The sequence below is a fragment of the Pseudomonas sp. Irchel s3a10 genome, from assembly GCF_900187525.1.
In the GTDB taxonomy this organism is placed as follows: Bacteria; Pseudomonadota; Gammaproteobacteria; order Pseudomonadales; family Pseudomonadaceae; genus Aquipseudomonas; species Aquipseudomonas koreensis_G.
The window spans coordinates 127,562-142,517 of record NZ_FYDR01000002.1; the positions used below are offsets into that span (position 1 = coordinate 127,562).

13 protein-coding genes and 1 pseudogene are annotated in these 14,956 nt (G+C 61.1%); 4 read left to right on the forward strand and 10 right to left on the reverse strand.

The window, feature by feature from the left end:
* Positions 1-89 precede the first annotated feature (89 nt).
* From CKW11_RS06175 to CKW11_RS06200, 6 genes are all read right to left on the reverse strand, one after another.
* Positions 90-1,406: an OprD family porin gene (locus CKW11_RS06175; protein ID WP_095136860.1), complete on the reverse strand. Its 1,317-nt coding sequence runs from the start codon at positions 1,404-1,406 to the stop codon at positions 90-92.
* 197 nt (positions 1,407-1,603) lie between these two features.
* Positions 1,604-1,825, reverse strand: coding sequence for a hypothetical protein (locus CKW11_RS06180; protein ID WP_095136861.1), 222 nt, complete (start codon positions 1,823-1,825; stop codon positions 1,604-1,606).
* Between the two features lie 184 nt (positions 1,826-2,009).
* Positions 2,010-3,374 carry a heavy metal sensor histidine kinase gene (locus CKW11_RS06185; protein ID WP_095136862.1) on the reverse strand — a complete coding sequence of 455 codons (1,365 nt, stop codon included), beginning with the start codon at positions 3,372-3,374 and terminating at the stop codon, positions 2,010-2,012.
* On the reverse strand, positions 3,364-4,041 hold the full coding sequence (locus tag CKW11_RS06190) for a heavy metal response regulator transcription factor (RefSeq protein WP_007916978.1): 678 nt from the start codon (positions 4,039-4,041) through the stop codon (positions 3,364-3,366). Before CKW11_RS06190 ends, CKW11_RS06185 begins: the two co-directional genes overlap by 11 nt.
* A gap of 9 nt (positions 4,042-4,050) precedes the next feature.
* On the reverse strand, positions 4,051-7,152 hold the full coding sequence (locus tag CKW11_RS06195; RefSeq protein WP_095136863.1) for a multidrug efflux RND transporter permease subunit: 3,102 nt from the start codon (positions 7,150-7,152) through the stop codon (positions 4,051-4,053).
* The gene (locus CKW11_RS06200) at positions 7,149-8,309 is read right to left on the reverse strand and encodes an efflux RND transporter periplasmic adaptor subunit (protein ID WP_095136864.1); all 1,161 of its coding nucleotides are present in this window, start codon (positions 8,307-8,309) and stop codon (positions 7,149-7,151) included. Before CKW11_RS06200 ends, CKW11_RS06195 begins: the two co-directional genes overlap by 4 nt.
* Positions 8,310-9,356: 1,047 nt before the next feature.
* Between CKW11_RS06200 and CKW11_RS06205 the strand changes: the two genes are divergently transcribed.
* The 4 genes and pseudogenes from CKW11_RS06205 to CKW11_RS06215 all read left to right on the forward strand — a co-directional run bounded on the left by CKW11_RS06205 (position 9,357) and on the right by CKW11_RS06215 (position 12,008).
* Positions 9,357-9,719 (forward strand): DUF6124 family protein, encoded by a 363-nt coding sequence (locus CKW11_RS06205; RefSeq protein WP_095136865.1) that lies wholly within the window; start codon positions 9,357-9,359, stop codon positions 9,717-9,719.
* Between the two features lie 310 nt (positions 9,720-10,029).
* Positions 10,030-10,269 (forward strand): hypothetical protein, encoded by a 240-nt coding sequence (locus CKW11_RS06210; protein WP_095136866.1) that lies wholly within the window; start codon positions 10,030-10,032, stop codon positions 10,267-10,269.
* A 149-nt stretch (positions 10,270-10,418) separates the two neighbouring features.
* A pseudogene (locus CKW11_RS29035) lies at positions 10,419-10,700 on the forward strand (PAS domain-containing protein); the annotation flags it as partial.
* 201 nt (positions 10,701-10,901) lie between these two features.
* On the forward strand, positions 10,902-12,008 hold the full coding sequence (locus CKW11_RS06215; RefSeq protein WP_371917865.1) for a methyl-accepting chemotaxis protein: 1,107 nt from the start codon (positions 10,902-10,904) through the stop codon (positions 12,006-12,008).
* Between the two features lie 140 nt (positions 12,009-12,148).
* On the opposite strand, the gene CKW11_RS06220 is transcribed toward CKW11_RS06215, so the two are convergent.
* From CKW11_RS06220 to CKW11_RS06235, 4 genes are all read right to left on the reverse strand, one after another.
* Positions 12,149-12,898 carry a YkgJ family cysteine cluster protein gene (locus CKW11_RS06220; protein WP_095136868.1) on the reverse strand — a complete coding sequence of 250 codons (750 nt, stop codon included), beginning with the start codon at positions 12,896-12,898 and terminating at the stop codon, positions 12,149-12,151.
* 86 nt (positions 12,899-12,984) lie between these two features.
* Complete coding sequence (locus tag CKW11_RS06225; RefSeq protein WP_095136869.1) at positions 12,985-13,308, reverse strand: hypothetical protein; 324 nt, start codon at positions 13,306-13,308, stop codon at positions 12,985-12,987.
* Positions 13,309-13,453: 145 nt separating this feature from the next.
* A complete protein-coding gene (locus CKW11_RS06230; protein WP_095136870.1) occupies positions 13,454-13,912 on the reverse strand; it encodes a GNAT family N-acetyltransferase in 459 nt (152 codons plus the stop codon).
* A gap of 27 nt (positions 13,913-13,939) precedes the next feature.
* Entirely contained in the window at positions 13,940-14,842 is a 903-nt protein-coding gene (locus CKW11_RS06235) for a chemotaxis protein CheV (RefSeq protein ID WP_095136871.1), read from the reverse strand.
* Between the last annotated feature and the right edge of the window lie 114 nt (positions 14,843-14,956).

Below are 14,956 nucleotides of genomic sequence, written 5' to 3' on the forward strand. Positions count from 1 at the left end.
ATGGATGTCGACTGATGCAGCGCATTCGCGAGCAAGCCCGCTCCCACAGGGTACATCTCTCAATTCAAGACCGTGGTGCAGGGGGGATCTTAGAAGACGTTGATCGGGTAGTCGACAATCACCCGGTATTCATCGGTATCCGTATCAATCGCGCCGTAGCCGTTGCCACCCCGATTGGTCGCCCATTGCAGGCGTACCGCGAGGTCTTTCGCCTGGCCGCTCTGCACCACGTATTTCAGATCAAGATCGCGTTCCCAGTGCTTGGCGTTGCGACCGTCGGCGCTGTACCACGAGGCATAGCCCTTGCTGTGCGGATCGACCTTGGTCAGGTCCACGGTGCCGCGCGAATAGGAAACCGCCGAAGTCAGGCCCGGCAAGCCGAGACCGGCGAAGTCGTAGGCGTACTTGAGCTTCCACGAGCGCTCGTTCGGGCCGTTGAAGTCCGAGTACTGCTGCGAGTTATCGAGGTAAACGCTGTCGCCCTGGCTGATGTAGTCGAACGGCGTGTTGCCGTTCACGCGCTGGTACGCAGCCGTGACGCTGTGGTTGCCGATGCCGACGATGAAATGCAGGCTGTAGGTGTTGTTGTCGATGTCGCCCAGCAGCGCGTCGCCGGTGTCCTGCGTGTGATAGAAGTGCAGGCCCGGGTTGAGGCTGACCAGATCGTTCAACTGCCAGGTGTAGTCCAGGTCGTAGTAGTACTGGTTCCAGATGTCCTTGAGCTCGGCGGCGTACAGATTGCTGGTCAGGCCATCGACGCCGCTCCAGGACACGCCGGCCCAGTTCAGGTGGCGGCTTTCGTCGCCCTCGGCGAGTTTGCCGTAGGACGTGCCGATGCGCTGGCGACCGCTCTGGTTGTACGGCTTGGTGAAACTGGCCTGGCCACCTTCGAACATCCAGCCGTCGAAACTGTGGTTGGTCAGACTGACGCCACGGAAGGTCTGCGGCAGCATGCGCGAATCACCACCGGCAATCACCGGGTTGGTGAGGAACAGGTCACCGGCCTTCAGCTCGGTATCGAACGCGCGCATTTTCAACGTGCCGCCCGCAGTCGAGAACGAGCCCGGCGCTTTGCCGTTGCCATCACTGATCGGCAGGATGCTCGAGCCATCGGTGCCGCCACCGCCGTCGAGCTTCAGCCCGAGCATGGCGTGGGCATCGATGCCGAAGCCGACCGTGCCTTCGGTGTAACCCGACTGGAAGATCCCGAGAAAACCCTGGCCCCACTCGATGTTGTCGTCCGTCTGCTGCAGACGGTTGCGATTCATGTAGTAGTTGCGAGCGTTGAGGTTGAGGCTCGAGCCTTCGACGAAACCTTCCCTGGCGGCTTCGTCGGCATGGGCGGCGGGGGCAATCGTTGCGGCAATTGCAATGAACAGCGGGGTGAAGCGGACTGGGTAACGCACTTGCGATGGAGCTCCTTGGGTCAACTGACACTTCAATGTCTTGAGGTGCGGGATGTTTCTTGTTTTTTACAGACGAACCAAACGGCTTTCAGACCACAACGAAAAAAGGCCGCTGAAAGGCAGCGGCCTGGAAGGACGACGGTTGAACGGGAAGAGCCAAACAACCGCGTCGAGGGAAATGTTTCGCGGTGCGCGACTCAGCTGTCTTTCTCGAATGCTTGAGCCTGGGAAGTGGCGGCTTGAGGGGCTTGCGAGGCGTCCTGCGACTTGACCATCACTTCTGCCTGAGACTGCTCGAAGGCGTGAGCGCGAGCGGCATTCTGCGCTACGAACGCTTGCGATTCTTCAGCCATCGCCATCGGCGACAGGATCAATGAGGACAAAACGAAAGCGCTGGCAATACCCATACTGTTGGACATCTGGAAAACCTTCTTGCTTGGCAAGTGCTGTTTGGTGCGGGCAAAGATAAGGTCGCCGGGCGTTGGGAAACAGCGTGATTTTCATAAATGACTGTTACAGCAGAAGCAAAGATCAATCACGGGTGAACGCCATTCCTTGTGGTGAGGGGATTCATCCCCTCGCCACAGGGATTTTGCTTTTCAGTTAGACCGGGAGGTGAATCCCGAAGGTATTCATCCCCCGATCACTGCGCACAAACACATCCCCACCATGCATCAGCGCAATCGCCTTGACGATCGCCAGCCCCAACCCATGGTTGTTGCCGCTGTTGCTGCGCGAGGCATCGACCCGGTAGAAGCGCTCGAACAGACGCGGCAAGTGCTCGCTGGCAATCGGAGTGCCCGGGTTGGCCACGCCGATGCTGACCTGATGGTCTTCAACTTCGATGCGCACCTCGATCACCTGGCCCGGCTCGGTGTGCTGCACGGCGTTGCTCAGCAGATTGATCAGTGCCCGACGCAGATGCGCGATCTCGATCCGCACCTGCGCATCGCCACTCACGCGCACCTGCACCTGTGCGTCTTCGAGGATGAAATCCAGATACTCCAGCGTGGTCGCGACTTCATCGGCCAAAGAAGTCTCGGTCAGTTTGGTGGCCTTGCTGCCCTGGTCGGCGCTGGCCAGAAACAGCATGTCGTTGATGATCGAACGCAGGCGTTCCAGCTCTTCGAGGTTCGATTGCAGCACTTCGAAATAGTGTTCGGCGGAGCGCCCGCGGGTCAGCGCGACCTGGGTCTGACCGATCAGGTTGGTCAATGGCGAGCGCAGCTCATGGGCGACGTCGGCGTTGAACGATTCCAGGCGCGAATAGGCCTGTTCGACTCGCTCCAGCGTCGAGTTGAACGAGTCGACAAACTGCTCCAGCTCCGGCGGTAACGGCGACATGCGCAGGCGTCCGGCCCGTAGTGGCGGTGCCAGGCGCTGGGCTTCGTGAGACAGTTTGATCAACGGCTTGAGGCCGATCCGCGCCACCCAGTAACCCAGCGCCGAGGCCATCAGTACACCGACAATGGCCAGGCTGACGAGAGCGATCAGCAGGCTATGCTGAGTCTCGTGGAAAGTCTCGGTATCGATGCCGATCATGAAGCGCAGCGGTGGGCGTTGATCCTTGGCCGGCAGTTCGGTCAGCAGCACTTTCAGCGGATAGGGATGGTCGGGCAACTGCAGGTCATGCATGCCCGTCGGGCCTTTGGCGAAGGCGCGGATCCGCGCGTCCGGCGCGCCGTACTCGTAACCGGGATCGCCGCTGACCACCCAGAAACGGATGCGCTTGTCCTCTTCGCCGAGCAGCTTGAGCTTGGCGTTGATCTTCACCCAATGCTCAGGCGTGCCATAACGATTGAGCGCCGATTCAAGCACGCTGTAACGCGCGTCCAGCTCGGCTTCCGGCAGCAGGCCCAGGCCCTTGTCGACCTGCTGATACAGCGCGCCGCCGATCAACAGAAACACCAGCAGCGCCACGAGGGTGAACATGCCGCTCAGGCGCAGGGCAATCGAGTTACTGGACACCACGGCTCTCCAGCACATACCCCATGCCGCGAATGGTGTGCAGCAGTTTCTCGTCGAATGGCCCGTCGAGCTTGGCTCGCAGACGCTTGATCGCGACTTCGACGACGTTGGCATCGCTGTCGAAATTAATGTCCCAGACCATCTCGGCAATCGCGGTTTTCGAGAGGATTTCACCTTGTCGGCGTGCCAGCACGCTGAGCAGCGAAAACTCTTTGGCGGTCAGATCCAGCCGCGTGCCGGCGCGGGTGGCCTTGCGGCTGATCAGGTCGATCCATAGGTCGGCGATGCTCACTTGCACCGGTTCATGACCGCCGCTGCGCCGGGTCAGCGCTTGCAGGCGGGCCACCAGTTCAAGGAAGGAAAACGGCTTGCCGAGGTAATCGTCGGCGCCGTCACGCAGGCCCTTGATCCGGTCTTCGACGCGCTCGCGGGCGGTGAGCATGATCACCGGGGTCTGCTTGCGGGCACGCAATGCGCGCAACACGCCGAAACCATCCAGGCCCGGCAACATGACGTCGAGGACGATCACCGCGTAGTCGCTTTCCAGCGCCAGATGCAGGCCTTCGACGCCGTCGCGGGCCAGGTCCACGGTGTAACCCTGTTCCGTCAGACCGCGGTGCAGATAGTCCGCGGTTTTTTCCTCGTCTTCGATAATCAGAACGCGCATGACCCTGCCTCAGTCTGTGGTCGCCAGTGCCGTCGTGGGCATTGGTTTGGGCCTGTGAAATAGCCGCTCAAGCCACAAGTATATGACCGGCGTGGTAAACAGCGTCAGCATCTGGCTGACCAGCAAGCCGCCCACCACCGCGATTCCCAGCGGTTGGCGCAGTTCGGCGCCGGTGCCATAACCGAGCATCAGCGGCAACGCGCCGAGCAGCGCCGCGAGGGTGGTCATGATGATCGGCCGGAACCGCGTCAGACAGGCTTCGAAAATCGCATCCTGCGGCGCCAGTCCGCGATTGCGCTGGGCTTCCAGCGCAAAGTCGATCATCAGGATGCCGTTCTTCTTGACGATACCGATCAGCAACACCAGCCCGATCAACGCCATGATCGAAAAGTCCTGACCGCAGATCCACAGCATGATCACCGCACCAAGACCGGCCGCCGGCAGGGTCGAGATGATCGTCAGCGGATGCACGAAACTCTCGTAGAGCACGCCGAGAATGATGTACACCGCCACCAGCGCCGCGAGAATCAGCCACGGCTGACTGGCCAGCGAACTCTGGAACGCCTGCGCCGCGCCCTGGAAATTGCCGCTGATCGCGGTGGGCATGCCGATCTCGGCCTTGGCCTGATTGAGCAGGATCACCGCGTCGCCCAACGCCACGCCGGGCGCCAGGTTGAACGACAGGTTGGCGGCCGGGAACATGCCGTCATGGGCAATCGACAGCGGGCCTATGGTCGGCGCATCGAATTTGGCCAGCGCCGACAGCGGCACCATCTCGCCACTCAGCGGCGAGCGCAGGTAGAAATAGTTGAGGCTTTCGGCCTTGCCGCGTTGTTTGGTGTCCAGCTCCAGAATCACGTTGTACTGATTGACTTGAGTCTGGAATTCGTTGATCTGCCGCTGGCCAAAGGCGTCGTACAGCGCCTCATCGACATCGCTGGCGGTCAGGCCGAAACGCGCGGCAGCGCTGCGGTCGATGCTGATGTGGGTGATGCTGCCGCCCAGTTGCAGGTCGTTGGAAATATCGCGGAACGCCGGGTTGCTGCGCAGTTTTTCGGTCAGGCGCTGGGTCCAGGTGGCGAGGGTCGCGCCGTCGTTGCTCTTGAGCACGTATTGGTACTGCGCGCGGCTCGGGCCGGAGCTGAGGTTGATGTCCTGGCCGGCGCGCAGGTACAGGACGATGCCCGGGACTTTCATCAGTTGTGGACGAATGCGGTCGATGAACTGGCTGGCCGAGACGTCGCGGTCACCGCGTTTTTTCAGGGTAATCCAAAAGCGGCCGTTGGCGATGGTCTGGTTGCTGCCGGACACTCCCACCGTGTGCGAGAACGCCTGCACGGCCGGATCGGCGGCGACGATTTCGGCCATCGCCAGGTGTTTTTTCACCATGTCGCCGTAGGAAATATCCGCAGCGGCTTCGGTGGTGCCGAGGACGAAACCGGTGTCCTGCACCGGGAAGAAACCTTTGGGGATAAAGATGTAACCGGCGATGGCCAAAGCGAGGGACAAACCGAACACGCCGATCATCAGTTTCTGGTGGGCGAGGGCGCGGCGCAGACCTTTTTCGTACCAGCCGAGCAGGCGTTCGCTGAAGCCCGGTTTGTCGTGGGCGTGATGCACCGGTTTGCGCATGAACAGCGCTGCCAGCGTCGGCGCAAGGGTCAGCGACACCACCACCGAAATCAAAATGGTCGAGGTCGCCGTCAGGGCGAATTCCTTGAACAGCCGCCCGACCACGCCGCCCATGAACAGCAGCGGAATGAACGCCGCCACCAGTGAGAAACTGATCGAAACCACGGTGAAGCCGATCTCGCCGGCACCCTTTATCGCCGCCTCGCGCATGTCGTCGCCGGCCTCAAGGTGTCGGTGGATGTTCTCCACTACGACAATCGCATCGTCCACCACAAACCCCACGGCCACGACAATCGCTACCAGCGTCAGGTTGTTCAGACTGAACCCGAGAAGGTACATCAAAGCGAAACTGGCGATCAGCGATACGCCGAGCACCGCTGAAACAATCAGGGTTGCCGACAACTGCCGCAGGAACAGCGCCATCACCGCCACCACCAACAGGATCGCGATCAACAGGGTGATCTCGACTTCATGCAGCGAGGCGCGGATGGTCTGGGTGCGGTCGATCAGGGTTTTCACCTGCACCGAGGCCGGGAGCATGGCTTCAAGGCCGGGCAGGGCGGCTTGAATGCGGTCGACGGTTTCAACGATGTTCGCCCCCGGTTGCCGCGAAATCACCAGGTTCACCCCAGGTCGATCACCGGCCCAGGCTTGCACGTAGGCATCTTCCGAACCGTTGACGACTTTGGCGACATCGCGCAGGTGAACCGGGGCGCCGTCCTTGTAGGAAACGATGAGTTGGCTGTAATCCTCGGGATGAAACAACTGGTCGTTGGTCGACAGCGTCGAGATACTCGATTCGCCGTATAACGCACCTTTGGCGAGGTTGAGGCTGGTCTGCTGGATCGCCAGACGAATATCGGCGAGGGTCAGGCCGATCGCCGCCAGTTTGTCGGCCGAGGCTTGCACGCGGATCGCCGGACGTTGCTGACCGGTGATGTTGATTTGTCCTACGCCGTCGATCTGACTGATCTGGCGCGAGAGCAGGGTTTCCACCAGGTCGCTGAGTTCGGTGCCGGGCATTTGCGTCGAGCTGACGCTAAGGATCAGCACCGGGCTGTCGGCCGGGTTGACCTTCTTCCACGTTGGCAAGGTCGGCATGTCCTTGGGCAGTTTGCCGGCAGCGGTGTTGATCGCCGCCTGGACTTCCTGAGCGGCGGTGTCGATGCTCTTGTCTAAGGTGAATTGCAGGGTCAGCAGACTGGAGCCGAGCGCGCTGCTGGAAGTCATCTGGGTCATGCCGGGTATGGCGCTGAATTGCACCTCCAGCGGCGTGGCCACGGACGAGGCCATGGTGTCGGGGCTGGCGCCGGGCAACTGCGCCGAGACCTGAATTGTCGGGAATTCCGCTTCCGGCAGTGGGGCAATCGGCAGGCGCGGGAAGGCAATTACGCCGACCAGCACCAAAGCGATGGTCAGCAGAATCGTCGCGACCGGGTGATCGATGCACCAGGTGGAGACGCCTTTGTGCGCCTTCATGGTTTCGGCTCCGCTTGCACCACTTGCGGCGGCTCACTCATGACCTGCACGGTCGAGCCGGGTTTGAGCCGCGACTGGCCGTCGGTCACCAGCACGTCACCGGCCTTCACGCCTTTGATGATGTCCTGGCCGCTGCCCTGATAGACCATCTGCACTTGTACGGCTTCGACTTTGTCGCCATTCACGCGGTAAACGAAGTGTTGATCGAGACCGCGCTGTACGACGGTGGGCGGCACCACCAGCGCATTTTTATCCAGTGCCGTCTGAATTTTTACCGTCACCAGCAGGCCCGGCCAGAGCTTCTGGCTGGCATTGTCGAATTCGGCCTTGGCGCGGATGGTGCCGGTGTTGGCGTTGATCTGGTTGTCGATCAGGGTCAGGTGACCTTCGCCGAGCAGGTTGCCGGTTTCGCCGTCGGTATCAGCGCCGATGTAGGCCTTGACCTGTGCGTGCTGCGGATCGTTGATCAAGCCTTGCAGGGTCGGCAGCATTTGTTGCGGCAGGGAGAATTCCACGGCGATCGGGTCGATCTGGGTCACGGTGAACAGGCCGGCGGTGTCGGTCATGCGCAGGAAGTTGCCTTCGTCGACGGTGCGAATACCGACGCGGCCGGTGACCGGGGAGCGGATCTGCGTGTAGGAAAGTTGTACTTGCGCCGCGTCGATTGCGGCCTGGTTGCCTTGGGCGGTGGCTTTGAGTTGGTTGACCAGTGCTTGTTGCTGGTCGTAGGTCTGTTTGGAGACGCCGTCGTCGACGCTGAGCAGTTTGTAGCGTTTGAGGTTGACCAGGGCGACTTGCAGTTGCGCCTGGCTTTCGCCCAGTTGTGCGCGGGCCTGGTCGAGGCTGGCGCGGATCGAGCGGTCGTCGATGGTGGCGAGCAGGTCGCCTGCTTTGACGAGTTGGCCTTCTTTCACGAGGATTTTGGTGAGGATGCCGTCTATTTGTGGGCGCACCACGACGCTGTGTAATGAGAGTACGGAGCCGATGCCGGTGGTGTAGCGGGGGACGTCTTTTTCGCTGACCGCTATCACTCGCACGGGGATGGCGGTGGGGGTGGCGAGTTTGGTCGGGGCGGGTTTCAGGGTGTACCACAGACCTGCGCCTGCGAGGACGATCAATAGGGTGGCGAGCAGGGCTTTGTTCTTTTGGATTCGCATGCGGGGTGGGCGCCGGACGGAGTTTGGGCAGGGTTGTTGTCTTTATAAACCTGTCTGCAGGTCAGTAGGGTGACGGCTAGCTGTCAGCGCTGTCAGTTTCGCCGGGGTGTATATCCGTTTCTGCGGGTGTGGCTGATTACGGTTTCGCCCTTACGGCGAGTCACTTTTGACAAACGCCTCAAAAGTAACCAAAAACGCTTGCTCCTGCGTTCGGCCCGCTCGCTGGGGCTCGGGGTCCCTTCGCTGCGGGATTGATCCGGGCGCAGCGCCTACGGTTTGCTTCGCTGCACCTCCTCTCGCTGTGTTTGGCTTCGCCAAACGGTCGCTGCGCTCCCACCCCCGGATCAATCCCTCCACTCAGCCTTCCGACGTCGCCCGTGGATCAAGATCAAGAGCTGCAGCCGAGCTTGCGCTCATCCTGGAGTGGGGCGGCATGCGCCGCGTGCGGGTTGTACTTATGTTCCCTGTAGGAGCTGCCGGAGGCTGCGATCTTTTGATCTCGCTTTTGCTTTGCTCTTTTGTGGGAGCTGGCTTGCCAGCGATGGCGGCCTGATAGCCGACCAATCTCCAACTGACTCACCCAATCCCACTGTGGGAGCGGGCTTGCTCGCGAAGGCGGCCTGATAGCCGACCAATACTCAACTGAATGCACTCAATTCAACTGTGGGGAGCCAGCCTGCCGGCGATGAGGCCAGTCCATCCGCCCCATGGTCTGAGGCTGTTTAATTCTGTGCCAAACAACCAGAACCTTCCCACAAGGTTTTCAGGTTGTCCGTCGGAAGTGCGGTCTTTAGGCTTTGGTTGTCACCGCAAATCGGTGATCGGGTGTGAGAACCCGCTGAGAGGTTTTAATCAAGCGCCAGCCGCACCATAATCGCCGTCAGCTTATTTGCTGCCGACGATCTTCTATGGCGGCTGTGTGCGGGCGGACTTCGGTTCGGCCGGGTTGATCTCTTACCGGTTTCTCACTCCGCACATAGCTGCCACCTCTTCGTCGCGTGAGAAACGACAGAGATGGCTTTAATCAGATGATTAGAGATCAATTCAATGTCGAAACCCGTACCCGATCCTCCCGTAGAAACCACAACCCCGCTCGCCGAAGCCATCCGCGCTGAAGACCTCGCCAAAAACCGCGAAGCCATCAAACGCGCACTCGATTTCTACCTCAGTCCACAACCCGCCCAGCCGCGACAGCCAAGCACGATGTTTCTGGTCAACCCAGGCATCGACACCGAAACCCTGCTCGCCCACGCTTACGAATCGTTGGCCTCTGCCAGTGCCATGGCCAGCAATTTCGCCAATGAACTCGGCGGTCCGCAACGCAGCACGGCGTTGGCGATCCAGCAGATCGTCATGCTCGCCGAACTGGCGGTGAACCGGGCGCTGGATCGGGTCGATCCACGCACTTGATTCGTCCGAGCACCGCGTCATCGTTCATCGCGAGCAGGCTCACTCCCACAGAAAAGCGCACTCCACCTGTGGGAGCGAGCTTGCTCGCGAAGGCGTCTGTGCGGGCGACGCATCTCTCTCGGCTCTTGTTGTTAGCCAGTCCCAAAAAGGGACCGATCATTCCCAATTTGGCAAACATTGCACCATCACCTACCTCTAAACCGTTCGGCGTGCGCTGCAAATCTTCAGGTGCTGTCGCAAGGCGCGCAGGTATACTGCGCGCCTTCGCGGCTCACTGTTCGGGCCCGACTTTTTGCTTTGCGGAGCTTTTATGACTTCCCCGATCCAACCGCCGGTTGACGACGCTTTGAGCGATGTCCCGGCCGAGCTGACTGACGCCAGCGAAACCAAACCCGAGATCCCGGCTTTCAAGTTCCCGTTCAAACCGGGGGAGCTGGCGGCGGCCAAGGGTTCGAATCAGCCCTGGTACAAGAACGGCGCCAAGAACGGCCACACCAAGACCCCGGGCATGGCGCCGCCAGGTACCCGTCGCTCGATGGGCAAGCGCTGAGTTTCATCCCTCTTTTGGCCATCGACTGCGATTTTCGGTCGCAGTGATGGCTAAGTGCTCAGATCCTGAGCCAGATCAATATTTGACCAATTGGTGCGCTTAGAGTCAGCAGCCCTGCCGACTCTTCCCATAAAACGAGCGCGCTTTCCATGAAGATCAATCTCCCGGTAACCGGCCGTAACGTCGATGTGGCGCCGGACGCGAACATTCTTTCGACCACCGATCTGACCAGCGCGATCACCTACGCCAACGAAGACTTCATCAGAATCAGCGGTTACAGCCGCGACGAATTGCTCGGCACGCCACACAACCTGTTGCGCCATCCGGACATGCCGGCGCAGGCGTTTGCGCATATGTGGCAGACGCTGAAGGGCGGACGCTCGTGGATGGGGCTGGTGAAGAATCGTTGCAAGAATGGCGACCATTATTGGGTCAGCGCGTATGTCACGCCGGTCACGCAGAGCGGCGTGGCGGTGGAGTATCAGTCGGTGCGCACCCGGCCTGATGCACGGCGGGTGGCGGCGGCAGAGCGGGTGTACGCGCAGTTGCGCGGAGAAATGAAGGGGCGGCGGCCGCTGCCCACGTTAGGTCTGCGCGGCAGGATCACGGCGTTGGCCAGTGCGTTGCTGGGGTTGGTGTTGGGGATCGAGGCCTGGTTGCGTCCGGAGTCGGCATGGATCGATGGGCTGGCATTGGTGGTCGGCAGCAGTCTCTGCGCGTTGGGCGTGCGCTGGATCTTGCGGCCGCTGGAACGCCTGACCGAGCGCGCGCGGCAGGTCGCGGACAATCCGTTGAGCCAGAGCATCTATACCGGGCGCCGCGATGAGTTCGGCCAGATCGAGTTTGCCCTGCAAATGCTCGAAGCCCAGGTCGGCGCGGTGGTCGGGCGTATCGGTGATGCGTCGCAGCAGTTGGCCGGGCATGCGGCGCAACTGGTCGATCATCTGCAAAGCAGTCACAACAGTTCGCTGGCGCAACAGGCGGAGACCGATCAGGTGGCGGCGGCGATTCATCAGATGGCCGCCAGCGTCGCGCAAGTTGCCAGCCATGCGCAGCAGGCGTCGGTGGCGGCGGACATGGCCGGCACGGAAACCCGCGAAGGGCATTGGCTGGTCGGTGAAAGTCGCAGTGCGGTGTTGCGTCTGGCCGAGGAGTTGCGGCGGGCGACCGAGGTGATTCATCAGCTCGAAGGCCACAGCAGCGAGATTTCCGGAGTACTGGAGGTGATCCGCAGCATCGCCGAACAGACCAATCTGCTGGCGCTCAACGCAGCGATCGAAGCGGCGCGTGCTGGCGATGCCGGGCGCGGCTTTGCGGTGGTGGCCGATGAAGTACGTGGGCTGGCGCAGCGCACGCAGCAGTCGACCAACGAGATTCAACGGATGATCAGCACCCTGCAGAACGGTGCACGGGACGCCGTGCTGGTGATGCAGCAGAGCAGCGAGCATGTGGATAACAGCGTCGAACAGGCACAGCGCGCGGCGCGGGCGTTGGACGGGATCAGTGAGCGGGTCGAGCAGATCACCGAGATGAGCCTGCAGATCGCCGCGGCGGTGGAGCAGCAGAGCGCGGTGAGCGAAGACATCAACCGCAATATCGTCAGCATTCGTACGGCGTCCGAGTTGACGGTGAATGAGGGGCGGCAGAGTCAGCGCAATTCTGAAGATGTGGCGGGGCTGGCGGGGGATTTGCGGTTGCTGGCGCGGGAGTTCTGGGGGCGGCGGCAGGTTCGGGATTGAGGTTATCTGGGCCGGCCTCTTCGGGAGCAAGCCCCCTCCCACAGGTTTGTGAGTTGATCATTTATTCTGTGTACAACTCAAAACCCTGTGGGAGGGGGCTTGCTCCCGAAGGGGCCATTGCAGGCAGTACAAAATCCGGATCAAGCCGCCCGCAGCGAAATGAATGCATACGTCTGCGCCGGCTCAGTCACCACCCGCGCCCCAGCCGCCACCAACTGCCCGGCCACATCATCCCCGGACAAATGAAACAGCCATTCGCTGGACGCTTCACTCAGCGGCTGTGCTGAAACCTGATCGATCACGGCCGCAAAAGCGTCCATCTGCGGCAAATACGCGGTAAAGCCGTCGCCCTTGAGCGCCGTGGTGCGAATCCCCAGCGCGGCGCAGATCGCATCCTTGATGCGGATATCATCGCGATCGGCCTGACGCGAACGCTGGATCAGCTCCAGCAGTTCCTGATCGACCAACTCCCCGCCGACAATCAGCAGCGGCCCCTGTTGCCACGACTCTGGCGGACAATCCTTGGCCGCCGGATTGAGCGGGATGTGCGGGTTGATTTCCGCCGGATAAATCCTGCACACCAACGGCCGGCGTTCGTAGATGCGGCACAGGTTTTCTTCGTCAAGATTCCGGCAGCGCCCGACGTTGTATGCGGCGAAGGTGATGGCCACGTGGGCCTCGGTCGTGCCGCTGCGTACCACCAGCGAACGTCGTTCGGCGTGCTCACGCTGCTGCGCCGGCAGGCCCAGGCCGTTGCCGAGAAAGGCCTCCACCAGCACGATCACCTGACCGCCATCCGCCGCCCACATGCGGGCTTCGGCGAGGGTCAGGGGCACATGGTGGTCGGTGCAGCATTTGCCGCAACCGACGCAGGAAAATGTCGTATTCATTGCACGATCAATCTTCAATCAGGGGGTGAAACGGCGACGTAAAGTCGTCAGGCTGGGGCTGATCGAAGCAAGTTGTACGCCAGCCTTCAAGGCTTGTTGGTGGGGCGGATCGAGTCCCATTCGGTGACGAACGCGGTTTTCGACTTTTTGCTGTACAGGCACAGCTCGCTGCCTTGCTGGCCTTTCATGTGTTTTTGCGGGTATTGGCCTTGCAGCAGCACGGCGGTGTAGCCGACGCGGTCATCGAATTGCGCGGGGCTGCCGACGGGTTTGGCGTCTTTCAGGCCGCTGGCCTTGGTGCAGCTGGCGAGCACGGTTTTGTCGTAAGCGGCCCAGGCGTCGGGGCTGGAGGAGTGGGCCTGGGAGGCCAGGGCGGTGAGGCAGAGCAGGCTCAGGGAGAGGGTTTTCATGGTTGGGCATCCTTGGGTTTGGCCAAGGTTTGAGTATGCCTGAGGGGGAGAAGTTGCCTGGGCCGGCCTCTTCGCGAGCAAGCTCGCTCCCACAATTTGAAATGCATTCCAGGGTGGGAGCGGGCTTGCTCGCGAAGACGGTCGATCAGTCCGGCACAAGTTCCCGGCGAACCACAATCATCCCGGCACTCTCATACAAACGCTGCGCCCGCAGGTTGTCTTCCAGCACCTTCAGATCGACAAAACCTTCACGGCGTTGCTGAAACACCTTGAACGCATTCAGCAACAGCGCTCGACCCAGTCCACGACCCTGAGCGCGCGGATGCACCACCAGATTCTTGATGTATGAACTGGTCCAGCATTGCGCCACGCCGATCACGCCTTCGTTATCGCGGGCGATGAAGCACAAATCAGGATCGTATTCGGGATCGCTTTCGAAGCGCTGCTGCCATTCCTCCAGTGCTGGCACGCGGCCGCCACCCTCGCGGTAGCCGAGTTGCATCAGCTGATGCACGGCCGCAGCGAGTTCCGGACGATAAGTGTTCAGCTCAATGCCTTCCGCCCAGTGGATCGGCGGCACGTCTTGACGAAGGTCGCGCCGCATCAAAAAGCAGTATGTCTGGCCCAAGACTCAGTGACCGTTGGCGGCGACGTGTTTGGCCGCTTCGATCAGGCGCTGGGTCAGCTCTGGCGAGGAGAACTTGGTCAGCACCGCGTTGGCCCCGGCCAGGCGTGCTTTCTCGCTGTTCATCGCGCTGTCGAGCGAGGTGTGCAGCAGCACGTAGAGGTGGGAGAAGTCCGGCGTCTCGCGCAGGGTGCGGGTGAAGGCGTAGCCGTCCATCTCGGACATTTCGATGTCGGAGACGATCAGGTTGATCTGCTGTGCGGTGCCTTGCAGATCCAGCAGGCAGTCGATGGCTTCCTTGGCACTGCGCGCGGTGTGGCATTGCAGGCCGAGGTTGCGCAGGGTGTGCACCGATTGCTGCAACGCTACTTGGCTGTCATCGACCACCAGAATCCGCGCGTTGCCTAACACTTCGGCGTCTTCCATGCTCAGGTCGGTCGGGGCCATCTCGATCTGCGCCGGAGCGATGCTGTGGATGACTTTCTCGATGTCGAGCACTTGTACCAGCGTGCCGTCCACCGAGGTCACGCCAGTGATGTAGGCGCGCGAACCGCCGGAGCCGAACGGCGGCGGCTTGATGTCGGTGGTCAGGCAATGGACGATTTTGCTCACCGCCTGCACATGCAGGCCCTGCTTCGAACGGCTGACATCGGTGACGATCAGGCAGCCGCCGTTCGGGTCTTCCAGTGGTCGTTCACCGATGGCGCGGCTGAGGTCGATCACCGACAGCGACGCGCCGCGCAGGGTGGCGATGCCTTTGATGTGCGGGTGCGACTCGGGCATTTTGGTCAGCGGCGGGCAGGGGATGATTTCACTGACTTTCAGCAGGTTGATCGCCATCAGCTTGCCGCTGCGCAAGGTAAACAGCAGAAGCGAAAGTGAATCTGCGCGGGCTTTGGTGGAAGACATATAAACCTTCTGTGGAAAAAGGTGATGGGCGAGGGTGCAAATCGCCAGAAACTATTGATGCCGGGTTATCGACTTGTCGGGGGCAGGCTTTAGGCTCAATCCTCAATCCGGGTC